This window comes from Pseudomonas sp. TH08, from assembly GCF_016651275.1.
Classification (GTDB): domain Bacteria; phylum Pseudomonadota; class Gammaproteobacteria; order Pseudomonadales; family Pseudomonadaceae; genus Aquipseudomonas.
On record NZ_JAEKEE010000005.1, the window covers coordinates 251138 to 274207 of the forward strand.

Consider the following 23070-nt stretch of genomic DNA (forward strand, 5'->3'; position numbering starts at 1 on the left):
TAATCTTGCGCCCCTCGATACGCTGCACCCAACTTTTTACAGGACTGTCGAGCTCAAACCTTCCCCAAGGTTTTCCACGGTCCTTTTTTATTCCCGCCGGCAGTCCGGCGATCCGTGCCCGTTTTTCGGCCCGGTCAACAGGAGCAGGTCATGTCTGAAGTCCGTCATTCGCGAGTGATTATTCTCGGTTCCGGCCCTGCCGGTTACAGCGCTGCGGTTTATGCGGCCCGTGCCAACCTCAAGCCACTGCTGATCACCGGCATGCAGGCTGGCGGTCAGCTGACCACCACTACCGAAGTCGACAACTGGCCAGGCGACGTCCATGGCCTGACCGGTCCAGTCCTGATGGAGCGCATGCGCGAGCACGCCGAGCGTTTTGAAACCGAGATCGTTTTCGATCACATCAACGCCGTCGACTTTGCTGCCAAGCCTTACACCCTGACCGGTGACAGCGCGACTTACACCTGCGACGCCCTGATCATCGCCACCGGCGCCAGCGCTCGCTACCTGGGCCTGCCGTCGGAAGAAGCGTTCATGGGCAAAGGCGTTTCGGCCTGCGCAACCTGCGACGGTTTCTTCTACCGCAACAAGCCAGTGGCTGTAGTGGGCGGCGGCAACACCGCGGTTGAAGAGGCGCTGTACCTGGCCAACATCGCCAGCACCGTGACCCTGATCCACCGTCGCGAAACCTTCCGCGCCGAGAAGATCCTGATCGACAAGCTCAACGCTCGCGTGGCTGAAGGCAAGATCATCCTCAAGTTGAACGCCACCCTCGACGAGGTGCTGGGCGACAACATGGGCGTGACCGGTGCGCGCTTGAAGAACAACGACGGCAGCTTCGACGAAATCACTGTCGACGGCGTGTTCATCGCCATCGGCCACACCCCGAACACTTCGTTGTTCGAAGGTCAGTTGACCTTGAAAGACGGTTATCTGGTGGTGCAGGGCGGCCGTGACGGCAACGCTACCGCGACCAGCGTCGAAGGCATCTTCGCTGCCGGCGACGTGGCTGATCACGTTTACCGTCAGGCCATCACCTCGGCTGGCGCCGGCTGCATGGCGGCACTGGACACCGAGCGTTACCTGGACGGTCTGCAGAACGCTTCGTTCTAAGATCGCAGGCATAAAAAAACCGGCCAATTGGCCGGTTTTTTTGTGTCCGTTATTCACAGCCCACACATCGAATGTGGGAGCGAGCCTGCTCGCGAAAGCGGTCTCACATTCAGCACATGAGTCAACGGATAGACCGCATTCGCGAGCAGGCTCGCTCCCACTGGGGATTGTGGTTGGTTCTGTGATCAGCGGCGGGTCAGGGGCTGTGCGGTGAATTTCACACCGGCCAGGCCATGAGCGATCAACGCTCGAATGTTGCCGTGATCACTGCCCTCAGGCGTCGCCACCACCGAGCGGTAATGCTCGCCAAACGCCAGCAGCGCTTCTTCATCGCTCAGACCTTCCAGCAGCGCCAGACCGAGGGTCTTGCACGAGCCTTCGTTCTGCCCAGCCGCGTTATCCACTCCACCGTTGTTGAACGCCTGCGGCTGGTAGTCATACCCGGCGGCGATAAACGCCAGAGTGTCGGCGAAAGCGTGTTCACCGCTCTTGAGGCTGGCGCGCAGGGTGTTCAGGTCACTCATGGGTTTTTCCTTTGGCGAACGCCGCTTGTTGTTCGGCGCTGGCTTCTTGCTGAAATTGGGCTTTCCACTCGGCGTACGGCATGCCGTAAACCACTTCGCGGGCGTCATCGAGGCTGACGTCTATCTGGCGCTCGTCGGCTTCGGCCTTGTACCACTTCGACAGGCAGTTGCGGCAGAACCCGGCGAGGTTCATCAGGTCGATGTTCTGCACGTCCTTGCGGCTGTCCAGGTGGGCGACCAGCCGGCGGAAGGCGGCGGCTTCGAGTTCGAGGCGTTGTTGCTCGGTCATGGAGGTCTCTTCGAGACAGCTTCAAGCGGCGAGCTTCAAGCTGCAAGTTTGGATTGTGGGTGGCTGTAGCTTAACGCTTGCGGCTCGAAGCTTGAAGCTCAGCGGCTCGCCGCGAGCGTTATTGACACCGACTCGGCAAAACGCAGTGCGTGCGGCTTGTCGACTTCGACTTCGGCGTACAGCACCGAACCATTGCTCATTACCAGATCCAGCAATTCCTGAGTCAGGCGTTCGAGCAGCGCAAAGCGGTTGCCCTCGACGTGGGCGATGATCGCCTTGGTGATCGTGCGGTAATTCAGTGCGTGGTCGATGTCGTTATCGCGCACCGCTTCCTGCGCGGCATACAGGATGGTCAGATTGATCAGCACATCCTGCTTGTTGAGGATCTCGTCCTCGTTGATCCCGATAAAGGTGCGCAAGCGCAGATCCTTGACCCGGATGCGCGCCATTCCCGGCTGAAGTTGTGGCATTTACTTGCTCCGTCCAATCAATTGCAGGAACTCCTGGCGGGTGTTGCTCGACTCGCGGAAGGCGCCGAGCATGACCGAGGTGTTCATCGTCGAATTCTGTTTTTCCACGCCGCGCATCATCATGCACATGTGCTGGGCCTCGATGACCACGGCGACGCCGGCGGCATCGGTGACCTGTTGCACCGCATCGGCAATTTGCCGGGTGAGGTTTTCCTGAATCTGCAGGCGCCGCGCGAACATGTCCACCAGCCGCGCGATTTTCGACAGGCCCAACACCTTGCCTGTCGGAATATAAGCCACATGGGCCTTGCCGATGAAGGGCAGCAGGTGATGTTCGCACAACGAGTACAACTCGATGTCAGCGACGATGATCATCTCGTCGCTGTCAGAGGCAAACAACGCGCCATTGACGATCTCGTCAACGCTCTGTTCGTAGCCGTGACACAGGTATTGCATGGCCTTGGCCGCGCGTACCGGGGTGTCGAGCAGACCTTCGCGGTCGGGGTCTTCACCGAGGCCGATAAGGATTTCGCGGTAGTTTTCGGGCAGGGACAGTGGCATGCAAGATCCTCTCGGGGCGGCGTTATTTGACGTGCCGTCCGCCGTTGACGGTCAGGGTCGTACCGGTGACATACGGGTTGTCGAGCAGGTAGCGCAGGCTCTGATAGATCACTTCGCTGCCCGGTTCGATGCCCAGCGCGGATTTGGCCAGGGCTTTGGCGCGGTACGCCGCGTTGTCGTCGGGGTTAAACAATAGCAGGGCCGGCGCGACGGTGTTGACCTTGATGGCCGGCGCATAACGGGCGGCGAAGGACAGGGTCAGGCTGTCGAGCCCGGCTTTGCTGGCGCAATAGCCGATGTGCTTGCTGCTGCCCTTGCGCGTGACGTCGTCGCTGATATGGATGATGTCGGCAGGCGTCGAGCGTTGCAGCAGCTCCGCGCAGTGCAGGTTGATCAGGTACGGCGCAAGCATGTGCAGATTGAACATGCGCGTGAACGCTTCGGCCTCGCTGTCCGGGGTTTCGGCCAGCCATTCTGAGGCGTTGTGGACGATGGCGCGCAGGCTGTCGGTGTGGGTGTTGAGTTCGCCGATGAAGGCAAGGATGCCGGCTTCGCTGGAGAAGTCGGCGAACAGGCCGATGGCACCCAGATCACGCAGTGTTTGTACGCCGGGGCGTTCAGTGCGGTAGGTGAAGATGACGCTGTAGCCATCTTCGAGCAGACGCTGCGCACAATGCAGACCGACACGTTGGCCGGCACCGGTGATGAGGATCGGGGCGGAAGTGGTGGTCATGAACAGCTCGCGTCGCGGGTAGAGCAAAAACTATAACAGCGGCGGGCCATAAAAGATCGCAGCCTTCGGCAGCTTCTACATAGGGAGCGTCCACCCAGCCTGTAGGAGCTGTCGAGTGCAACGAGGCTGCGATCTTTTAGTGGTTTTGCGTTGAAGGCGAGGCAGGCAAAGGCCTTGTTGGAACACTGTTCAACCAATTGGCCAGCAACCGCGTCGACAACGGTATAAAGAAGTAAACCATCAGTGGCGTCAGGCACAAAGTGCTGATAAAAACCCGCGGCAGCAGGCTCATATCGCCGAGCAGCGGGCCGAGCACGAAGTTGAACAGCAGCGAAACCGGAAAGAATGCCAACCAGATGGCCACGGCCTGTTTCCAGCGTGGTGGCCGCTGACCGGCTGCACCGAACCAGCCCTCGATGCCGCTGACCCGATGTTCCTTGGGGTGCAGAAACAGATCGCTGCCGCGATCGAGCCACGCAGTGCGGGAAGCCGAATGCTCCCAGGCATGCAAAGTCTGTTCGTCGACGAAGCGGAAAATGATTTGAAACTCGTTATCGCCAGGCGGCGGAGCCAGCACGCCAGAGCCGAGATAGCCGGGGAAGTCGGTGGCCAGTTGTTCGCCTTCGCGCAGCCAGGCGATCAGATCCTGATAGCGGCCATCGGCGACGCGACGCGCAACCATCAGCGTGACGGGGGAAGTAGACATTGTGTATCTCCGTATTACGAACGCGTTGCTCCGGGTAGGAGTTTCGCCAGACGCAGGCCGGGGTAGTGGCCTGCGTTTTATTACAAGCAAGGATTATTCCTGATTTTCGCGATTTAACCAGCGACTTTCGTCGTAGTTCGTCGCATGAACCTTTATGGAGCATTGCAACTACAATGGGATCCAATTTACTCACATGGACGTCGATAGCCACATGCCTGTCATGACGGACTCAAGCCTTATTTCGCAGGCATCTGTAGCGCTCGAGCGCGAAGACCTGTTCCCGATACGCGAAGTCTCGCGGCTGACCGGTGTCAATCCGGTCACCCTGCGTGCCTGGGAGAGGCGCTATGGTTTGATTGAACCGACGCGCACCGAAAGTGGGCATCGGTTGTATTCGATGACCGATATCGAGCGCGTGCGCAGCATCGTCGAATGGATCGACCGTGGCGTGGCCGTCAGCAAGATCGGCAAGATCCTCGCCAAGACCGAGCCGCTGAAAGTGCTGGCCAACTACATTGCCGAAGATCGGGTGCAGGCCGATTACCTGCAATGGCAGCATCAAGTGCAGCGTGCCGTCAGTGCGTTCGATGATCTTGAGCTGGATCGGGTCTACGGGCAGATCTTTTCTTCGTATTCGTTGCCAGTGGTGTTCCAGGACATTCTGCTGCCACTGTGGCGGCAATTGCTGCAGCGCCAGGACAGTTTCGGGCAAACCAGTGAATGGTTGTTTCTCGATGGCTACCTGCGCACGCGGGTGCTGCAGCGAGTCATTGCGTTACGCACAGCACAGCCGCGCAAGATTATCGTCAGTGCGTTGGCCGGGCAGTGCCGGGAGCTGGAGTTGCTGGTGGCTGCGCTGTTTTTGAGTGGCAGCGACTCGGGAGTGCGGGTGTTGACGGCCGGCCAGCCGTTCGACGAATTGATGTTGGTCTGCGAAAAGATCAAACCCCAGGCGCTGGTGCTGTTTTCCAATCATGCACCGGCTGCGGAGTTATCACGGCGCCTGAATCGATTGGCGCTGAGCCTGGATTGTCAGGTGTTGTTGGCCGGCGATGCCGCCGACCTGGCGCAGGACACTTTGGCCGGGTCTTCGATCGGTTGCCTGGGCAATGAGGGGGCGACGATGCGTCAGCGGCTGACGCAGTTTCTCGCAGGAAAACTCGATACCTGAAACTCAGGTGTGCAGGGCGGGGTGGGTCAGGCGGTGTTGTTGCAGGATGAACTGGCGCAGGCGCTCGGTTTCATCAGCATCGGTCTGGCTCAGTTCGTAGGCATGGAAACCGTGCTCGGTTTCGCGCTCGAAATTGCCACGCAGTGAAATTCGCTCATAACCGGAAGGGCTGAACCACAGCGCAAAGTGCTTGGGTGGCTTGGTCTTGTTGCGCATTTCGAGCAGCACGCCTTTGTGCGAAACCTCATGCACCCACATCGTGCCGGGTTGGCCTTTGGCATTTTCCAACGCCACCGGTTCTTCGAGGGCCAGTCGCCAAGGGCGGACCATCGGGCCATCTTCGTAGATGCTCGGCACACCCAAGCGTAAATGCAGGGCGTGAAACTCGTCTTCCACCAGGTGCAGGGGGAAGGTCATCTGCTGATTTTCGAAGTTGGCCTGAATGGTCACTTGCTCATGAGCGGCCAGGCGCGTGAGCAGATCACGAATTTGCGAACCGCCATTAACCAGCAGACTCGACGTCGCATCCCGCACGTTTAGCTGCGGGTTGTGCTGCATGGTCTGGATAAAATCCAGCTCATCCTGAGTGAGGAGGGCGTCGCGTTGCATGGCTCGCTCGAAAGAAATAGTTACAAAGTCATTGGTGATTGTAGTTAATGACAATTAGTTCGCTGTTTTGTTTGAACCGTTCGTCGATTTCAGTGCGGCCAGCTCTGCCTGCAGGGCTGCAACCTCGGCTTCCAGTTGCGCGACGCGCTGCTGAGCCTTGACCTGAACCGTCACATCCTTTTGCACACCGACGAAGTACGTCATGCCGTCGTCAGCATTTTTTACTGTCGAAAGCGACAGCTCATTCCAGAATGGCGTGCCGTCCTTGCGATAGTTACGCAGGATCTGCCGGCACGATCCATTGTTGCGCAGCACCTCGCGAATCAGCTCAAGCCCTTGCTGGTCGCGGTCTCCGGCCTGCAGAAAGCGGCAGTCCTGATAGAGGATTTCTTCGCTGTTGTAACCCGTCATGCGCTCGAAGGCCGGGTTGACGTAAATCAGGATGTTGTCCTGTTCGCCTTCCTTTTCTGCCACCACGATTCCATCGTTCGAAGCATTGATCACCATTTGCAGCAGATTGGCATTGATCATCTGTGAGTCCATTCAGAATTGCCGAAGGCTCGCATTCTAGAAGAACCGCCGGCGCTGTCTACTGGCCATTAGGGCCAGTTGAGATCCAATCGCAGCTTTGCGGCCCGGGCTGTTACTATCGCCGCTCATTTTTTTCAGTTTCAGGATCAGATTGATGAAAGTCGCCATCCTCTCCGGTTCGGTCTACGGCACCGCCGAAGAAGTCGCCCGCCACGCCCAGAACCTGCTGAAAGCCGCTGGCTTTGAAACCTTCTACAACGCGCGCGCCAGCCTGGCGGACATACAAGCGTTCGCTCCCGAGGCATTCCTCGCGGTGACCTCGACCACCGGCATGGGCGAGTTACCGGACAACCTGCAACCGTTGTACTCGGCTATCCGCGATCAATTGCCCGCCGCCTGGCGCGGTCTGCCGGGCGCGGTCATTGCACTCGGCGACGCCAGTTATGGCGACACCTTCTGCGGTGGTGGCGAGCAGATGCGCGAACTCTTCGCAGAGTTGGGCGTGCGCGAAGTGCAGGACATGCTGCGCATCGACGCCAGCGAAAGCGTGACCCCGGAAACCGACGCCGAGCCTTGGCTGGCGCAGTTGATCGACGTACTCAAGGGCTGATCGGGCGCTCGCGCAAGAGGGCCAGCCACGCCTGCGCGGCATTCGACAGATAGGCGCCCTTACGCCAGATGAACGCGATGTCCCAGCGCAGGTAATCCGGCGCGCGCAAGGTCAGGCGCACCACGCCTGGCCGCACCAGCCCGCGCGCGACGACACTGGGCAGCAGCACCACGCCTTGCCCGGCGGCGACCAGCGCCGCAAGAAAATCCGCCTGACCGCTTCGCCCGCCTTCCTTCGGCGTAAAGCCCATTTGCTGGCACGCTTGCAGCAATCGATCATTGAGCACGAAGCTGCGCTGATAGAGCAGGAATGGCGTATCGGCCAATTCTTCCAGGCCGATTTCACCTCGATCTGCCAGCGGATGATCGATCGGCAGTAGCGCGTCGAGTTTCTCGTCGCAAAACGGCTGACAGTCGAACTGCGGATCTTTCGGCAGCAGACTACCGCCCAATTCCAGTTCACCGTTGAGCACAGCTTGTTCGATGTTGCGGCTGCCGCCCTCCAGCAACTGCACGCTGATGTTCGGGTAGCGCCGGCGATATTCGGCAAACAGCCCGGCGAACAGTGCGTCGCTGCCCAGCAATGGCAAACCGAGGCGTAATTCACCGCGCGCCAGATGACTGAGATCGTCGAGTTCCACCAGCAATTCATTGCGCAAACGCAGCATGCCTTCGGCGCGTTGCAGCACCACGCTGCCGGCGGCGGTCAGGCGCAATTGTGAGCCCAGCCGTTCAAGCAGTGGCGTGCCGAGGCTTTGTTCCAGCTGCGCCACCTGTTTGCTCACCGCCGACTGGCTGATGTGCAGGGTCTTCGCCGCTTGGGTAAACCCGCCCTGATGCATGACTTCGACAAAACTGCGCAGTTGTTTGAATTCCATCGTCCTGATTCCGTTTTGGAATGGCTTTGAGTCTAACAATTCGCTTCAGGGATGGCAGGTCGCTTCGTAAAATAAGCCCCTGTCAGGAGCAAAAACCATGAACGCCGTAACCCTCAAGCATCTTTCCCGTTTAGTCGCTGAACTCGCCGTACTGCTCGGTCTGTACCTGCTCGGCTGCCAACTCGCCGCGTGGCTGGCGTGGCCGATTCCCGGTGGTGTGATCGGCATGGCGCTGCTGTTGCTGGCCTTCGCTCTCGGCTGGGTCAAACCGGCGGCGCTGCAATTGGGCGCGGGACTGTTGATGGCCGAAATGCTGCTGTTCTTTATTCCGGCGCTGATGAGCCTGCTCGACTACGGCACGCTGTTGCGCAATGACGGCTGGCGAATCCTCCTGGTGATTGCCGCCAGCACATTGATGGTGATGCTGGTTACAGCATTCACCGTGGAACTGGCCGTGCGTATGAGGCGTTCCCATGAAGCTTGAATGGATGCCGATGTTCTGGCTCGCCTTCACCTTGCTGGCGTACCTGTTCAGCCGCTGGATTTATCGGCGCACCGGGCGTTATCTGTTGTCGCCGCTGATTCTGGTGCCGGCGCTGCTGCTCGCGCTGGCCGTGCCACTGCATACCGCTTACGCCGAATACTCGAGCAACACCCATTGGCTGATGTTGGTCCTCGGGCCGGTGACCGTGGCCTTCGCCGTACCGATCTGGCAACAGCGCCGTCTGTTGGTGCGGCATTGGTCGGCGTTGATGTTGGGCATGGTGGCCGGCAGCACGGCATCGATCGCGACGTCGTTCGGTCTGGCCAAAGCGCTGGCGCTCGACAGCTCGGTAACAATGTCGCTGGTACCGCGTTCGATCACCACGCCGTTTGCCATGCCGCTCGCGCAGAATCTGGGTGGCGTACCGGAACTGACTGCCGTGTTCGTGATGTTCACCGGGGTGATCGGGGCGATGCTCGGTGGCGTGCTGCTCAAGTGGCTGCCGCTGCGCAGTGCCTTGGCGCGGGGGCGCTGTTCGGGGTCGGCGCGCATGGTGCCGGCGTCAGTCGCGCCCATGAAGTGGGCGGTGAAGAGGGGTCGGTCGCGGGGCTGGTGATGGTACTCACCGGGTTGTTGAATCTGTTCGCTGCACCTTTGTTGGCGTCGTTGCTTTGACATGGATCCAAGGAGTTTGCATGGCTGACTCGGTCAGTCATCAAGCTGGCTGCCAATGCAACTACGCGATTGCCTGCGCCTGACTAGACTGCTCACACGTGCAGAACAATAAGAACGCAGAGGTGCATACAGTGAGCGTAGCCCCCGTCCAATCGTCCCTTAATGTCAAAGACCAGGTCAGTGCTGCGGAATGGCAGACCCGTGTCGATCTCGCCGCTTGTTATCGTCTGGTCGCGCTGCATGGCTGGGACGATCTGATCTTCACGCACATTTCCGCGAAAGTGCCGGGCACCGAAGATTTCCTGATCAACCCGTTCGGTCTGATGTTCCATGAAATCACCGCGTCGAGCCTGGTGAAAGTCGACCAGGCGGGCAACAAACTCATGGACAGCCCGTACGAGATCAATCCCGCCGGTTACACCATCCACAGCGCCGTACACGAAGTGCGGCACGATGTGGTTTGCGTGCTGCATACGCACACCGCCTCCGGTGTCGCGGTGTCGGCGCAAAAGCAGGGCGTACTGCCGATCAGCCAGCAGTCGCTGTTCGTGCTGTCGAGCCTGGCCTATCACGCCTATGAAGGCGTGGCGCTGAACCACGAAGAAAAGGCGCGCTTGCAGGCCGACCTCGGTGAGAACAATTTCCTGATGCTGCACAACCACGGTCTGCTGACTTGTGGCGGCACCATCGCCGACACCTTTCTGATGATGTTCACCTTCCAGCGTGCCTGCGACATTCAGGTCATGGCACAGACCGGTGGTGCTGAACTCATCGCCATCGAACCGCAAATTCTGGCGGGTGCCAAAGCGATGATCGCTGGCGTCACCAAAAGTGCTCAAGGCATGGGTGGCGCGCTGGCCTGGCCAGCGCTGCTGCGCAAACTCGATAAACAAGACCCCGGATATAAACTCTAATGCCTCTTGCCGAGATTCCTCTGTGTGTCTGGCGTAAACGCAGCCAGACGTTTGTCTTTCGTGGCCAGCCCATTCGTTACTGGACGACAGGGCAGGGTGAGCCGTTGTTGCTGATCCATGGCTTCCCGACCGCCAGTTGGGATTGGCATTACCTGTGGCAGCCATTGGCCCAGCGTTATCGGGTGATTGCCTGCGACATGCTCGGTTTCGGCGATTCGGCCAAGCCGCTCAATCACACCTACAGCTTGCTGGAGCAGGCCGATCTGCAGCAGGCGCTGCTCGCGCATCTGCAAATCGAGCAACCGCTGCATATTTTGGCTCATGACTATGGCGACAGCGTCGCGCAGGAATTGCTCGCCCGGCATTACGAAGATCGCATTGATATCGCCAGTTGCGTATTTCTCAACGGCGGGCTGTTCCCCGAAACCCATCGTCCGGTGCTGATGCAAAAACTGCTGTTGAGCCCACTGGGCTGGATGATCGGGCGCGCGTTCACTCGCGATGGTCTGGTGAAAAGCTTTCGACATATCTTCGGCCCACAGACCGCGCCGACCGAAAGCGAACTGGACGATTTCTGGAGCTTGGTCGACAGCAATCACGGCCCGCGAATCATGCACAAGTTGATCGGCTACATTCCGGAACGCCGGGTGCAGCGAGATCGCTGGGTCGCGGCGATGCAGCGTGGCGAAATCCCCTTGCGGGTGATCGACGGCGAAGTCGACCCGATCTCCGGTGCGCACATGGTCGAACGCTATCGCGAACTGATTCCGGACGCGGACACCGTGCTGTTGCCGGGTATCGGTCACTATCCGCAAACCGAAGCGCCGGTGCAGGTGCTCAAGCACTACCTGGCATTTCGTGAGCGTCTGGTGCTGCCGCCACGCAAAGTCGCCTGCTCCTGAAGATCAAATGTTCCCCGTTCCGACATTTGGCCGGGTTAACCGTTGTGGCGAGGGAGCTTGCTCCCGCTGGGGCGCGAAGCGGCCCTTGAATCTGTGATCGAATTTTCAGAGGAAACCTGCAAGTAACGTTTTGCGACTGCTGCGCAGCCGAGCGGGAGCAAGTTCCCTCGCCACAAAAACTCTCATGTGGCCTTCACTATCCCCCAACCTTATCGCACACCATTCAGCCCCAGCCGTGTTCGTTGTGACACCACGCCCCGTGCCTGACACTCGGGGTCAATGTCCCATTGGCCTGCTGGAGTTGCCTCGATGAATGAGTCTGTGCGTTTCGAAGATAAAGTCGTGATCGTCACCGGAGCCGGTGGTGGCCTTGGCCGCGCCCACGCACTGCTGTTCGCCAAACAGGGCGCCAGAGTGCTGGTCAACGACCTCGGCGGCTCGACGCAGGGCGAAGGTGCCAATGCCTCGGCCGCCGACCGCGTGGTCGCAGAAATTCGCGAAGCCGGCGGCATTGCCGAGGCCAACCACGACTCGGTCACCGACGGCGACAAGCTGGTGCAGAACGCTCTCGATGTCTTTGGCCGCGTCGACGTGGTGGTCAACAACGCCGGCATCCTGCGCGACAAGACCTTCCACAAAATGGACGACGCCGACTGGGACCTGGTCTACCGCGTCCACGTCGAAGGCGCCTACAAAGTCACCCGCGCCGCGTGGCCGCATCTGCGCGAGCAAAACTACGGCCGGGTGATCTTCACCGCCTCGACCTCGGGCATCTACGGCAACTTCGGCCAATCCAACTACGGCATGGCCAAGCTCGGCCTTTACGGCCTGACCCGCACCCTGGCCATCGAAGGTCGCAAGAACAACATTCTGGTCAACGCCATCGCGCCTACCGGCGGCACGCGCATGACCGAAGGCCTGATCCCGCCGCAAGTGTTCGAGCAACTGAAGCCGGAACTGGTCAGCCCGTTAGTGGTGTATCTGGCGAGCGAGCAATGCCAGGAGACTTCCGGGTTGTTCGAAGTCGGTGGTGGCTGGATGGGCAAGGTGCGCTGGGAACGTAGTTTGGGTGCCGGGTTTGATCCGCGAGTGGGTTTCTCGCCGGAGGATGTAGCGGCGCACTGGCAGCAGATCTGTGATTTCGAAGGGGCGGCGCACCCGAAGGACAATATTGAAGCGCTGAAGGAAATGATGGCGAATTTGCAGAAGTATTCGCTCTAAGAGTCGTTTGAGCCTCGCCGCGTACTGGATGCAGCGAGGCTTCTTCTATTACTCCTCGTACCTTTTATCAATCATGAATTCCGGAACTCTCCAGTTTGGGCCCGGAATGGCGACAGCCTCATTGCCCTCAGCCAACACGCCTTCATGAAATAACTGCTCGTACGTTTTACACAGTTCTCCTCGCGCGATGACTTCAAATCGATAACGTCCGAACAATGTATCGATGGAGGGAAATGCCAAACCGATGGCCAAAACTGATAGCAAGTCTCTGAGGTTTTCTTGCCTGACAGCTTGTTCCAGTTTTGCAATCGAACTCTTCGATCCGCTGACGCATTCAAATGCTTTCAGTTCCTGCTTTTTCGCAGCGTCAATTGCCTCGGCGGTATAGCGCAATACCTCGTCGTTGCTCAGTTTGAATTCCTCAAGTGTGGCTGCATGGATGTTATTCCAAAGGGACGGATTATTTTTAGGAATGTAGTCGTCAGCGATCCCCAACGCTCTGAACCGCTCCATCATTCGAAGTGCATGCGAGTAGAACCGGCGATCGGTATCAGTCGTCTTAAGCTTGCCTTTCCAGAATGGCGTGAAGGCGTTGAATCATGACGAGGTCGGCAGCAGCGCCTTTTCTTTCGATTTTTGTTACCGCGCCTTCAACAAGATTTTGTTCCAATATTGTTTTACTCACTGCAAGTTATTCGGATTTTACGGAGCGATTAACCTGCATCAGCTTTCGAGCGGACGTATCTGCATCGTTCGTCAGTAATGACCTGCTTGGTTGTATGAATAATCGTGAACGCGATTTTATTGCTTGGGATTAGAAGGTTAAAAAGAGATTTCCTACAGTAACAGGGGGAGTTTTCCGACGATTGCAGGCGAGGAGGGTAAAACGGCGGGCATAAAAAAGGCCGCTGCAAACGCAGCGGCCAAGGTAAGACGTTGGATCAAGGAGCTACAAATCAACGTCAGTGAACACCGGGGCGATAAATCGAACACTTCGATTCATCTGAAATCTGTTGCCAATCGCTTCAGTGACTCAGCGTAGCTGGCATCACGCTTTACGGCGTGTCCCGTGAAAGCCCGCTCAGAATAAGCACTTCGGCCTGTAGGAAAAATAGCGATTCCGGACATGCACTGTTACGGGGCATGCAACAGTCAAGATGGCTCGCTGAGCACCATGCGCTGCACTGATGATCCGCCATCCAGCTGACGCATGGCCCGCGCAAAGCCCCGTCCAGTGCGGGCATTCATCCTTTCGAGCGACAACGCGAATACCTCCTTGGTGCGCTTATCGTCCTGTGTCGGCGGCAGTAGGGTGAGGCCTTCTGTCACTCACCGGGGAAGACGCATGACAACAAAAACAATGCGCGCCATCTTCACACCGCAGGCGCTGACTGCCGCGGTGGCTCTGGGTTGCTGTGCCCAGGCGCACGCGGTTTCGTTCAACATCGGCGAAATCGAAGGCACGTTCGACTCCTCGCTGTCGGTCGGTGCGAGTTGGGGGATGCGCGATGCCGACAAGTCGCTGGTCGGCACGGTCAACGGTGGTACCGGGCAATCCTCGACCGGTGATGACGGGCGCTTGAATTTCAAGAAGGGCGAGACCTTCTCGAAAATCTTCAAAGGCATTCACGACCTTGAGCTGAAGTACGGCGACACCGGGGTGTTCGTGCGTGGCAAGTATTGGTACGACTTCGAACTCAAGGACGAAGACCGCGAGTTCAAGCAGATCAGCGACAGCGGCCGCAAGGAGGGCGCCAAGTCTTCCGGCGCGCAGATTCTCGACGCATTCGTCTATCACAATTACTCCATCGCCGACCTGCCGGGCACCGTGCGTGCCGGTAAACAAGTGGTGAGCTGGGGCGAAAGTACCTTCATCGGCAACTCGATCAACAGCATCAATCCGATCGACGTCTCGGCGTTTCGCCGGCCCGGCGCGGAGATCAAGGAAGGCCTGATTCCGGTGAACATGTTGTTCGGTTCCCAGAGCCTCACCGACAAGCTGTCGGTCGAAGGTTTCTACCAGCTGGAATGGGATCAGACCGTTCTCGACAACTGCGGCACCTTCTTCGGTGTCGACGTGGCGGCAGACGGTTGCAACAACGGCTACACCGTCGGCAACCCGGCGATCGCGCCGTTTGTGCCGCTGACCCAGGCTTTCGGCCAAGGCATTCAGGTGACCCGTGAAGGCGTCGTGGTACCTCGCGGTGGTGACCGCGATGCGCGCGACTCCGGGCAGTGGGGCACGGCGCTGCGCTGGCTCGGCGACGACACCGAATACGGCCTCTATTTCATGAACTACCACAGTCGCACGCCAACCGTGGGCACCACCACTGCCGGGCTTTCGACGCTGGCGGCATTGCCGGGGATGGTCGGCATTGCCAACGGTCTGGCGCCAGGCAGCGGCGCGGGGCTGGCGCAGAGCGTGATGCTCGGGCGCGGCCAGTATTACCTCGAATACCCGGAAGACATTCGCCTGTACGGCGCGAGTTTCTCCACCACGCTGCCCACCGGCACCGCGTGGACTGGCGAGATCAGCTACCGGCCCAATGCTCCGGTGCAGGTCAACACCAACGACCTGACGCTGGCGCTGCTCAACCCGATTGCCGGCGGCGCAGCGTCGCCACTGTCGACCGCGCCGGGTGCGGACAACAAAGGCTATCGCCGTAAAGAAGTGACGCAAGTGCAGAGCACGCTGACGCACTTCTTCGATCAAGTCCTGGGCGCCGAGCGACTGACCGTGGTCGGTGAAGCCGCGGTGGTTCACGTCGGCGGTCTGGAGCCGCGCAGTCAGCTGCGTTATGGCCGTGACTCGGTATACGGCCAGTACGGTTTTGGGGGCGACACCGATGGTTTTGTCACCTCGACGTCCTGGGGCTACCGCGCCCGGGCGATCCTCGATTACGCCAACGTGATTGGCGGGGTCAACTTCAAACCCAACCTGTCGTGGTCGCATGACGTCGCCGGTTACGGGCCCAACGGCCTGTTCAACGAAGGCGCGAAAGCGATCAGCGTTGGCGTCGATGCCGATTACCGCAACACCTATACCGCGAGCCTCAGTTACACCGACTTTTTCGGTGGCGACTACAACGTCCTCGAAGACCGTGACTTCGTCGCTCTGAGCTTCGGCGTGAACTTCTGATCTGCCCGAGAAGGATGAATGCAATGCGCAAAATGATTCTGCAATGCGGTGTGCTGGCCCTGAGTCTGCTGGCGGCCAACGTAATGGCCGCGGTGTCGCCGGATGAGGCAAACAAACTCGGCACCAGCCTTACGCCGCTCGGCGCCGAGAAGGCCGGCAACGCCGATGGCTCGATTCCAGCGTGGACCGGCGGCATCCCGAAAAACGCCGGGGCGGTCGACAGCAAAGGCTTCCTCGCCGATCCGTTCGCCAATGAAAAGCCGCTGTTCACCATCACCGCGGCCAACGTCGACAAGTACAAGGACAAGCTCTCGGAGGGCCAGGTGGCGATGTTCAAGCGCTACCCGGAAACCTACAAGATTCCGGTCTACCCGACTCATCGAACCGTCGCCGTGCCAGCGGAAATCTACGAGTCGGCCAAGCGCAGCGCCCTCAACGTGACCACGATCAACGATGGTAACGGCCTGGCCAATTTCACCGGCAATCGCTACTACGCGTTCCCGATCCCCAAGAATGGCGTTGAAGTGTTGTGGAACCACATCACCCGTTATCACGGCGGTAACGTCAAACGGATCATCACTCAGGTCACACCGCAGACCAACGGCAGCTACACGCCGATCCGCTTCGAAGAAGAGATCGCCGTGCCGCAACTGATGAAGGATCTTGACCCGCAACAGGCTGCCAACGTGCTGACCTTCTTCAAGCAGTCGGTGACCGCGCCAGCACGACTGGCCGGTAACGTGCTGCTGGTTCACGAAACCCTCGACCAGGTGAAGGAACCACGTCTGGCGTGGATCTACAACGCCGGTCAGCGCCGCGTACGTCGGGCACCGCAAGTGGCCTATGACGGCCCGGGCACGGCGGCCGATGGCCTGCGCACCTCGGACAACTTCGACATGTTCTCCGGGGCTCCGGATCGCTACGACTGGAAACTGGTCGGCAAGAAGGAAATGTACATTCCCTACAACAGCTACAAACTCGACTCGCCGAAGCTCAAGTACGACGACATCATCAAGGCCGGGCACATCAATCAGGATCTGACGCGCTACGAACTGCATCGCGTCTGGGAAGTGATCGGCACGGTCAAACCGAGCGAGCGGCACATCTACGCCAAGCGCCACATGTACATCGACGAAGACAGCTGGCAGGTGGCACTGGTCGACCATTACGACGGTCGCGGGCAACTGTGGCGCGTCGCCGAAGGTCACGCGCAGTATTACTACGATCATCAGGCACAGGCCTACACCCTCGAAGCGCTCTACGACATCATTGCCGGTCGCTACATTGCGTTGGGGATGAAGAACGAAGAGAAGCACAGCTTCGAGTTCGGCTTTGAAGCCAAGGCGGCCGACTACACCCCATCGGCCTTGCGCGCCGAGGGCGTGCGGTAACGGTCTGGATTCATTGGCGAAACACAAGGCGACCACCCGGTCGCCTTTTTTATGGGCGTTAATCAGCGTGCTGAATACTCGTCAACAAGGTGCCTGCAGAGGGCTAGGGTGAGTGCACAACGATAAAAAGGCTCACTCGATGACCGCCATGACGCCGTGCCTGGATCGCCGCGGATTTCTCCCCAGGCTTTCTTCCCATCATCAGCCGCGTGCGCGTTTAAGCGAGCCGTTGCTTGAGTCGATGGCGCGGGTCAGGCTGATCTGCGCACCGGCGGGCAGTGGCAAGAGTGCGCTGCTTGCCGAGTGCTTGCTGCAAGCGCCACCACACTGCGAAGTCTGCTGGTTGCCGCTGGCGGGGGCGGCATTGAGTACCAGCGAATTTTGTCTGCGTCTGGCGCAGGCGTTGGGGCTGGCCGAAACAACGGAACCCGCTCTGATCGCGGCGCTGAGTCGCTGGTCTGAGCCGACCTGGTTGTTTATCGACGATTACTGCCGCTTGCCGGATGCGGCGCTGGACGCTCTGCTCGACCGTCTGCTTGCCATCAGCAGTCCGGCACTCACCTGGTGGATCGGTACTCGCCGACGTCCACAATGCAACTGGCCGCGTCTGCTGCTCGATGATGAATTGTATGAATGCGAGAGTGCGACGCTGGCCCTCACCCAAGACGAGATCGCCTGCTCCTTGCAGCATTTGTCGCCGGAGCAGGCTGCCAGTGTCGCTGCGCGCATTGTCCAGCGCACGGGTGGCTGGTGCGCCGGTGTGCGTATGGCGCTTCTGCAAAAGTGCGATTGGTCGCAAGGTCTTCAGCCGCAGCAACGGGTCGACAAGTTGCTGGATTATCTGCAACACGAACTCTTCAGCAGTCTGACGCCGGAGCTGGCCGAGGTCTGGCGGGTGCTCGCACATTTGCCGCGTTTCAACGACGAATTATGTGAGCACTTGTTTGGTGCCGGGGAGGGCGCGCAGCACCTGCGCACGCTGCAAATGCTTGGCTGCTTCATCGAACCGTGGCATGAATCGGCTGAATGGCAGCAGGTGTTTGCGCCACTCTCGCAAGTCATGCGCGACGCGCAGTGGCCGGCGGGGCGCTCCTGGCATCGTCGCGCCTGTCAATTCTTTACGGTCGGCAAAGATTGGCGCTCGGCGTTTGAACAGGCCCTGCTTGCCGAGGAATTCGAAGTGGCGGTCAGTCTGTTGCAACACTTCAGCTTCGAGCAGCTCTTCGAAGACCAGACCGTGGTTCTGTTGCTGCACTTGCATGAGCATCAAGGGGAAGAGTTGACCCTCAGCTCGCCGCAACTGGTCGGGTTGTTTACCGCAGCACTGTTGTTTGCCGGGCGGTTTGCACAGGCGGCGCAGTGCATCGCGCATCTGGCGCGTTTCATGCCACAACCGTCGGCGTCACTTGAGCGGCAACTGATTGCGCGCTGGCAAACGTTGCAGGGTTGGTTATTCCATTTGACGGGGCAGATGGAATGCGCTCACGGACATTTTTCGCAGGCACTGGAGGCACTCGATCCCGATTACTGGACTGCGCGGGTGATGTGTTTGTCCGGAATGACTCAACAAGCGCTGTTACGCGGTGAGCTGGACGCAGCGCGTGGGCATAACCGCCAGGCGCTGTGTCTGGCACGGGCGCAAGGCTCGCTGGCATTCGAAGCGCTGCTTGAACTCGATCACGGGCAATTGCTTGAGCAGCGCGGTGCGGCGCCTCGGGCAGAAAGCCTTTTGGCCGGTGTGCATGATTTACTCGACAGGCAACCGAACAGGCTGACGCCGCTGCTGGGAAGGATCGCTCTGCGGCGCGGGCGCCTTGCGCTGAGTCAGGGGCTTGATGCCTCGGCGGCCGAGTTTTTTCAGGCAGGGCTGGAGGATTGCAAACGCAATCAAGACAAGCGGGTTTTGTATGGCTATCTGGGAATGGCGCAACTCGCTGCCAACAGGGCGGATTATCAAAAGGCGTTCTTATGGCTGCGCGACGCGGAGCGTTTGATGCAGCAGCGGCAAATTCCGGAAACGGTTTATCGGGGTGTGCTGTTACAGGTCAGCAGCCAGTTCTGGTTACAGCAAGGACGTCCCGAACTGGCATGTGAGGCGATGACACGGCTGCTGCGACATTATCAAGGATCCAACGCTTTGCAGGCGCCACCCGCAACACTTGAGTTGATCCCACGGATTGAATACTTGCTGATCCTTGCGCAAGTTGGCTTGCGTACAGCGCACAACCCGCTCGGCCTCCTCCAGCGTTTGCTGGAGGCGGCGCATCAACGCAAGATGCTTTCGCTGGAAGCCGACCTTCAACTGGCGTTGGCCGAGGTTGCCTTTATGCAAGGCGATCAGCCTATGGCGCGGCGTCATTTGCAGCAGGGGCTGGAACTGACCAGTCATCACTGTTTGCATCAAGCGTTGCGTGAACTGAATCTGCGCCAGCCTGGGCTGTTGAAAGCCCTGGATAACGAGCCACTGAAATCGCCCGGTGCCAATATCCTGAGTGGTAGCGGACTGCTCAGTCTCCGTGAGCTGGAAGTTTTAGGCCTGATCGCCAAGGGATATTCCAATCAACAAATTGCCGATCAGCTGTTTATTTCTCTGCATACGGTAAAAACCCACGCCAGACGCATACATGGGAAGTTGGGGGTGGCACGACGAACCCAAGCGGTCGCGAGCGCCAAGTCATTGGGTATGGTGTTCTAGTATTTTTGCATGGAGCGTCTTTCGAAGTGGTTCGTTGGCAGCGTCTTAAATGAACCGCTAACGCGTCGGTTTCAATAACTTCCTGGACTGTTCGTCAAGGCCAATTTTTTGGGATAACTGCTTTGTATAAAGAAAAAAGCCAGTGCTGAATAATTTTTGAACTCGTGTATGAAATATTTAAAGATGACTGGATGTAAGCGTCGGACGCAGGTGGTCATCAGTTTAAGTTGATGGTGGTGTCGGTATGTAAAATAATTGATTCAGACTGTTTGCTTTAATGGTTCAGTCTGGGTGGTGTACAAGATTGGAAAAGTATTCCGAGTATCTTTTCGAGAAGTTCCCGGTTTAGTTTGAGTTAGCGAAACAAATGTCATTCGGATGTTTGTAGGTCAAACTGAAAAGGGATTTTTAAATGGAAGTTCGTAGTCTAGATAACGCTGGATTCGGTAAAGTGGGTGAGGCGCTGGGCGCACTGACGGGTCACTTGAAAGACATGCCTGCATTTGATGTTATTTTACGGGCCTGTTTACGACGTGCACTTGGCGAATTTGTGCCTGGGTTCGATCAACTCGTCATCAATATCAATGTTCGTGGCAATGTCAAACCAAAGCAAATGGAGCCGGTAGGAAGCCTGTTTCAAGTGTTGAGTGACTGTCTTCAGCGTGGCCGGGCGCCGGTGTACGATGCCCAGTATTACGCGATTTACGGCACTCCGTTAACAACCGATCCTCGACATTTACTTACTGCAGTCCCTCTGGTATCAGTTGAAAAGTTACTTACGCACCTGTTCCTAAAATTGTCAGACTACTATGTTGCGGAGCTGCAAGAGTACTGGGCGAAAAAAGCCGAAAGCAAAGGGCGGTTTTCCAATTCGAGAAAAACGACCCTTGGCGGACTTCAATCCAACCTTTTCATGAATGAAATCGAAGTTCTTGCTGATGAGGGTGGTATCAGTCGGGATGAACTTCAACGTATCCGCTATACGCTTCAGCCAGGCTCGCGCGGTACTTGGTATGGCGTATTTATCGGTAGCCGGGGAGACGCTTATAATGTGCAGAACTCAATGTTCGCCATCCCACTCCAAGCGGCTATCCGGGATGAGCTTGTTCCTCGGGCCGATACGGCCATCGTGCTGTACTCCCCGACTCATGGAGTCGAAAGATTTTCCTCCTCTGCTGAGCTGCATCGGACGCTTGAGCAACGCCTGATGTCCGGTGACAGTCGTGAGGTTTTCTTGCAGTCGCTCGCAACCAAAGAGCGAGAAAATTTTCCAGCCGCACCCGAATTCCGATATTTGAAAGTTGAAGCCGATCTGTTTGCACGCATCAGCGATAACGACATTGAAAAATCCTGCAGTGATGTTGTGACGCAGCTGGCTCAATTTACTGATCCTGACTCGAATTATGATGCGGTTGTCGCGTCAGTGACGTCTGCACAGGCGCTACCGGAGATGCTTGGCCAGGCGAAGGCTCGCCAGGCAGCTCTTGTTCGACGGGCGCAAAAAAACAGGTGGCCGATCTGGCTACAGAATGCCGGTTCGACGAATCAGGAGGTTTATGAGGCATTGCAAAAGCGCCTGCTTGAGAGCGAGGTCAAATACCATGAAGTAACAAAGGGATTCGCCTCGCTCAAAGACTTTGCAAAAAAAGAAGTAGAGGAATTCATTTCGCCGGGTAAGGACATTCGGATTGATCCCGATAGCGTCTTCGTCAATGTCCGACATGTAATGAATGTTACGAATGGTCAGAAGATTGAGACCAAGGAGCGCAAAACGCTCACCCAGGCGTTCATGTACGGCGTGCATGATCAACAAGGGCAATTTGAAATGGCTGTGGAAAATCAGCCTTATAATCCTAAGTGGACAGCCTCTGAACTGCCTAAGTCGATCAAAGCGTTGAACGTGCGCGTGCGATATAACGACGAAAGGCAAGCCGTTTACTCGAAACCTGAAGTCTCGCAAGCGCTTCGACAAGTCCAAGGTAACACGATCGCATTGTCGTTGTTTGGCGAGGTTCTGCAAAAGCGCGTGAGCCAGCGTGCCAATGAAATGGTTAATCGCTATAACTTTGGTGATCTTTCTTTTGGGTCCGGATATATCCAGCTCGGTGAGAAATATCAACCGTTCAAAGACTTGAAGTATTTTTCAAAATTGGGTACAGATCCTTTTACCGTGCTTTTTGCGCCGGGTTTTCCAACAGGGCAGGAATGGTTTGAATTTCCCGATACCACAATCATGAGGTATGCGTTATTAAAATGGGTCGAAGACGATGAAATTTGGGAGTATTTGAAGTCTCAGGCAGTGCTGTCTGATGTAAATAAAATGGTGGCTGAAGTTACGGGGGACAGTTGGGCTCCACGCTGGATTGACCCGTATAGCTTTAAATTTCCGATCCGCCGTGAAGATTATCCATTGGAAAATACGGTGGAAAATACCCTTGATTGGGAAGCGAAGCAAATAGAGGCCTATACACCTCAATGGTTCAGGAAAGCCTCGGCGGAGGACCAAGGGTTATCCGTTCGATTGCATACAGAGTTCAAGGCTATTCAAAACGTCGCAAAAGACGATCTGAAAATCGTGCCATTCAAGGAGTTTGCCCGTGAACTGGTGATGAACACATTCGCCCAGTACTGGAGTAACAAAAAACTTAAGGTTCCAGTCTTCGATCCGAATAATGTCATGGTCAAGATTCATAATGTTCCAGAAATGACGCTCACCAATCTGTTCATCCAGTGGCAGATTTGGCACAGTGATATCACGATTTTTGAAAAAATAGTGAGCGTCGTCGTTCCAGGGATATCCATAGCAATACATGAGATAAGAAATTACCTTCGAACTGCCCGGTTCTCCGGTAGTGGTGCAGTGAGCGCATTAAATGCACAGGTCATCAATGATCTTATTGATCTGAAACCCGGTGAACGTTACGACGAGTATCTTAAAAATCAATTCCTCTCGACACCACGTCGTGCTCTGAAGGAGCTGTGTTACCGAGAGCTGAAGCAGAACGAAATGCTCACTGCAGCGCTTGCCCAGAAAATCAGGCGCACGATATCCAATGAAGATTTCAGTTGGCTTAAAACACTTATCGATGGTCTTGACAGCAATATTCGCGGCACCCATCAGTACACAGCAGGCGCTGTAGACGTACCGGACGAGGGCGTTTTTCATTTCACCTTGAGCTACAGGAAAGTTCACGGCGCATATGTCTTCAGTCGCAAATTTAACGGGCGCCTGCAGTCTGTTGTCTATGTGCCGGGTACCCCTGACGGGAATGATTTCTTTCCTGTCGAACAGTTATCGACGCGGCTTAAAGACTACACCTTTAAAAGTCATGTTTTACGAATGGTCAGTCTCCAGGATCAAAAGGCTGTTAAAAAACTCACAGATAATTACAAAGACGGGGGGCACACGCACAGCCCCCCAAATTGCACGGCTCCTATAAGGTAGGCGACGAGTT

General features: G+C 57.4%; 21 protein-coding genes and 1 pseudogene. 12 read left to right on the forward strand and 10 right to left on the reverse strand.

Translation table 11 applies throughout. The features are described 5' to 3' along the window. Positions 1 to 150: 150 nt before the first annotated feature. Positions 151 to 1113 (forward strand): thioredoxin-disulfide reductase, encoded by a 963-nt coding sequence (gene trxB, locus JFT91_RS24600; protein ID WP_129389238.1) that lies wholly within the window; start codon positions 151 to 153, stop codon positions 1111 to 1113. A gap of 185 nt (positions 1114 to 1298) precedes the next feature. On the opposite strand, the gene JFT91_RS24605 is transcribed toward trxB, so the two are convergent. From JFT91_RS24605 to JFT91_RS24630, 6 genes are all read right to left on the reverse strand, one after another. Further along, a complete protein-coding gene (locus tag JFT91_RS24605) occupies positions 1299 to 1637 on the reverse strand; it encodes a HopJ type III effector protein (RefSeq protein WP_201227931.1) in 339 nt (112 codons plus the stop codon). Further along, a complete protein-coding gene (locus tag JFT91_RS24610; protein WP_201146955.1) occupies positions 1630 to 1926 on the reverse strand; it encodes a DUF1244 domain-containing protein in 297 nt (98 codons plus the stop codon). Before JFT91_RS24610 ends, JFT91_RS24605 begins: the two co-directional genes overlap by 8 nt. A gap of 98 nt (positions 1927 to 2024) precedes the next feature. Continuing rightward, positions 2025 to 2396 carry a dihydroneopterin triphosphate 2'-epimerase gene (gene folX / locus JFT91_RS24615; protein WP_007914273.1) on the reverse strand — a complete coding sequence of 124 codons (372 nt, stop codon included), beginning with the start codon at positions 2394 to 2396 and terminating at the stop codon, positions 2025 to 2027. Further along, entirely contained in the window at positions 2397 to 2957 is a 561-nt protein-coding gene (folE, locus tag JFT91_RS24620) for a GTP cyclohydrolase I FolE (RefSeq protein ID WP_201234146.1), read from the reverse strand. 22 nt (positions 2958 to 2979) lie between these two features. Continuing rightward, the gene (gene folM / locus JFT91_RS24625; RefSeq protein WP_201227929.1) at positions 2980 to 3690 is read right to left on the reverse strand and encodes a dihydromonapterin reductase; all 711 of its coding nucleotides are present in this window, start codon (positions 3688 to 3690) and stop codon (positions 2980 to 2982) included. A gap of 136 nt (positions 3691 to 3826) precedes the next feature. Beyond that, entirely contained in the window at positions 3827 to 4396 is a 570-nt protein-coding gene (locus JFT91_RS24630) for an antibiotic biosynthesis monooxygenase (protein ID WP_201234147.1), read from the reverse strand. Between the two features lie 211 nt (positions 4397 to 4607). On the opposite strand from JFT91_RS24630, the gene JFT91_RS24635 reads away from it, so the two are divergent. Further along, positions 4608 to 5567, forward strand: a complete 960-nt coding sequence (locus JFT91_RS24635) for a MerR family transcriptional regulator (protein WP_201234148.1) — start codon at positions 4608 to 4610, stop codon at positions 5565 to 5567. A gap of 3 nt (positions 5568 to 5570) precedes the next feature. Here JFT91_RS24635 and JFT91_RS24640 read toward each other — a convergent pair whose 3' ends face one another. Both JFT91_RS24640 and JFT91_RS24645 read right to left on the reverse strand, forming a co-directional pair. After that, positions 5571 to 6176, reverse strand: coding sequence for a hypothetical protein (locus tag JFT91_RS24640; protein WP_201227926.1), 606 nt, complete (start codon positions 6174 to 6176; stop codon positions 5571 to 5573). 54 nt (positions 6177 to 6230) lie between these two features. Further along, a complete protein-coding gene (locus JFT91_RS24645) occupies positions 6231 to 6707 on the reverse strand; it encodes a PAS domain-containing protein (protein WP_201234149.1) in 477 nt (158 codons plus the stop codon). A 154-nt stretch (positions 6708 to 6861) separates the two neighbouring features. Here JFT91_RS24645 and JFT91_RS24650 point away from each other — a divergent pair, with 154 nt between their 5' ends. After that, a complete protein-coding gene (locus JFT91_RS24650) occupies positions 6862 to 7317 on the forward strand; it encodes a flavodoxin (protein ID WP_201234150.1) in 456 nt (151 codons plus the stop codon). Here the strand turns inward: JFT91_RS24650 and JFT91_RS24655 are convergent. Further along, on the reverse strand, positions 7307 to 8194 hold the full coding sequence (locus JFT91_RS24655) for a LysR family transcriptional regulator (RefSeq protein WP_201234151.1): 888 nt from the start codon (positions 8192 to 8194) through the stop codon (positions 7307 to 7309). The two genes, JFT91_RS24650 and JFT91_RS24655, sit on opposite strands and share 11 nt — an antisense overlap. A gap of 97 nt (positions 8195 to 8291) precedes the next feature. On the opposite strand from JFT91_RS24655, the gene JFT91_RS24660 reads away from it, so the two are divergent. From JFT91_RS24660 to JFT91_RS24680, 5 genes and pseudogenes are all read left to right on the forward strand, one after another. Next, positions 8292 to 8678, forward strand: a complete 387-nt coding sequence (locus tag JFT91_RS24660) for a CidA/LrgA family protein (protein ID WP_201227922.1) — start codon at positions 8292 to 8294, stop codon at positions 8676 to 8678. Next, positions 8668 to 9353 (forward strand): annotated as a pseudogene (locus JFT91_RS24665) (LrgB family protein). The gene JFT91_RS24660 and the pseudogene JFT91_RS24665 overlap by 11 nt, the downstream one beginning before the upstream one ends. Before the next feature lie 131 nt (positions 9354 to 9484). Next, positions 9485 to 10267: a class II aldolase/adducin family protein gene (locus tag JFT91_RS24670; protein ID WP_077571168.1), complete on the forward strand. Its 783-nt coding sequence runs from the start codon at positions 9485 to 9487 to the stop codon at positions 10265 to 10267. Continuing rightward, complete coding sequence (locus tag JFT91_RS24675) at positions 10267 to 11169, forward strand: alpha/beta fold hydrolase (RefSeq protein WP_201234152.1); 903 nt, start codon at positions 10267 to 10269, stop codon at positions 11167 to 11169. Before JFT91_RS24670 ends, JFT91_RS24675 begins: the two co-directional genes overlap by 1 nt. Before the next feature lie 309 nt (positions 11170 to 11478). Then, positions 11479 to 12390: an SDR family oxidoreductase gene (locus tag JFT91_RS24680; RefSeq protein ID WP_201227918.1), complete on the forward strand. Its 912-nt coding sequence runs from the start codon at positions 11479 to 11481 to the stop codon at positions 12388 to 12390. 48 nt (positions 12391 to 12438) lie between these two features. Here JFT91_RS24680 and JFT91_RS29775 read toward each other — a convergent pair whose 3' ends face one another. Further along, complete coding sequence (locus JFT91_RS29775) at positions 12439 to 12906, reverse strand: hypothetical protein (RefSeq protein WP_242489361.1); 468 nt, start codon at positions 12904 to 12906, stop codon at positions 12439 to 12441. An 829-nt stretch (positions 12907 to 13735) separates the two neighbouring features. Here JFT91_RS29775 and JFT91_RS24690 point away from each other — a divergent pair. From JFT91_RS24690 to JFT91_RS24705, 4 genes are all read left to right on the forward strand, one after another. Continuing rightward, positions 13736 to 15529 (forward strand): DUF1302 domain-containing protein, encoded by a 1794-nt coding sequence (locus tag JFT91_RS24690; RefSeq protein WP_201234153.1) that lies wholly within the window; start codon positions 13736 to 13738, stop codon positions 15527 to 15529. A 23-nt stretch (positions 15530 to 15552) separates the two neighbouring features. Further along, positions 15553 to 16920 (forward strand): DUF1329 domain-containing protein, encoded by a 1368-nt coding sequence (locus tag JFT91_RS24695; protein ID WP_201200671.1) that lies wholly within the window; start codon positions 15553 to 15555, stop codon positions 16918 to 16920. 139 nt (positions 16921 to 17059) lie between these two features. Further along, the gene (locus JFT91_RS24700) at positions 17060 to 19615 is read left to right on the forward strand and encodes a LuxR C-terminal-related transcriptional regulator (RefSeq protein ID WP_201234317.1); all 2556 of its coding nucleotides are present in this window, start codon (positions 17060 to 17062) and stop codon (positions 19613 to 19615) included. A gap of 412 nt (positions 19616 to 20027) precedes the next feature. Then, on the forward strand, positions 20028 to 23060 hold the full coding sequence (locus JFT91_RS24705) for a dermonecrotic toxin domain-containing protein (RefSeq protein WP_201234154.1): 3033 nt from the start codon (positions 20028 to 20030) through the stop codon (positions 23058 to 23060). Positions 23061 to 23070: the final 10 nt, after the last annotated feature.

Coding starts and splice junctions, on each gene's coding strand:
- trxB (WP_129389238.1), top strand. CDS start 151: ATGTCTGAAGTCCGTCATTCGCGAGTGATTATTCTCGGTTCCGGCCCT.
- JFT91_RS24605 (WP_201227931.1), bottom strand. CDS start 1,637: ATGAGTGACCTGAACACCCTGCGCGCCAGCCTCAAGAGCGGTGAACAC.
- JFT91_RS24610 (WP_201146955.1), bottom strand. CDS start 1,926: ATGACCGAGCAACAACGCCTCGAACTCGAAGCCGCCGCCTTCCGCCGG.
- folX (WP_007914273.1), bottom strand. CDS start 2,396: ATGCCACAACTTCAGCCGGGAATGGCGCGCATCCGGGTCAAGGATCTG.
- folE (WP_201234146.1), bottom strand. CDS start 2,957: ATGCCACTGTCCCTGCCCGAAAACTACCGCGAAATCCTTATCGGCCTC.
- folM (WP_201227929.1), bottom strand. CDS start 3,690: ATGACCACCACTTCCGCCCCGATCCTCATCACCGGTGCCGGCCAACGT.
- JFT91_RS24630 (WP_201234147.1), bottom strand. CDS start 4,396: ATGTCTACTTCCCCCGTCACGCTGATGGTTGCGCGTCGCGTCGCCGAT.
- JFT91_RS24635 (WP_201234148.1), top strand. CDS start 4,608: ATGCCTGTCATGACGGACTCAAGCCTTATTTCGCAGGCATCTGTAGCG.
- JFT91_RS24640 (WP_201227926.1), bottom strand. CDS start 6,176: ATGCAACGCGACGCCCTCCTCACTCAGGATGAGCTGGATTTTATCCAG.
- JFT91_RS24645 (WP_201234149.1), bottom strand. CDS start 6,707: ATGATCAATGCCAATCTGCTGCAAATGGTGATCAATGCTTCGAACGAT.
- JFT91_RS24650 (WP_201234150.1), top strand. CDS start 6,862: ATGAAAGTCGCCATCCTCTCCGGTTCGGTCTACGGCACCGCCGAAGAA.
- JFT91_RS24655 (WP_201234151.1), bottom strand. CDS start 8,194: ATGGAATTCAAACAACTGCGCAGTTTTGTCGAAGTCATGCATCAGGGC.
- JFT91_RS24660 (WP_201227922.1), top strand. CDS start 8,292: ATGAACGCCGTAACCCTCAAGCATCTTTCCCGTTTAGTCGCTGAACTC.
- JFT91_RS24675 (WP_201234152.1), top strand. CDS start 10,267: ATGCCTCTTGCCGAGATTCCTCTGTGTGTCTGGCGTAAACGCAGCCAG.
- JFT91_RS24680 (WP_201227918.1), top strand. CDS start 11,479: ATGAATGAGTCTGTGCGTTTCGAAGATAAAGTCGTGATCGTCACCGGA.
- JFT91_RS29775 (WP_242489361.1), bottom strand. CDS start 12,906: ATGATGGAGCGGTTCAGAGCGTTGGGGATCGCTGACGACTACATTCCT.
- JFT91_RS24690 (WP_201234153.1), top strand. CDS start 13,736: ATGACAACAAAAACAATGCGCGCCATCTTCACACCGCAGGCGCTGACT.
- JFT91_RS24695 (WP_201200671.1), top strand. CDS start 15,553: ATGCGCAAAATGATTCTGCAATGCGGTGTGCTGGCCCTGAGTCTGCTG.
- JFT91_RS24700 (WP_201234317.1), top strand. CDS start 17,060: ATGACCGCCATGACGCCGTGCCTGGATCGCCGCGGATTTCTCCCCAGG.
- JFT91_RS24705 (WP_201234154.1), top strand. CDS start 20,028: ATGGAAGTTCGTAGTCTAGATAACGCTGGATTCGGTAAAGTGGGTGAG.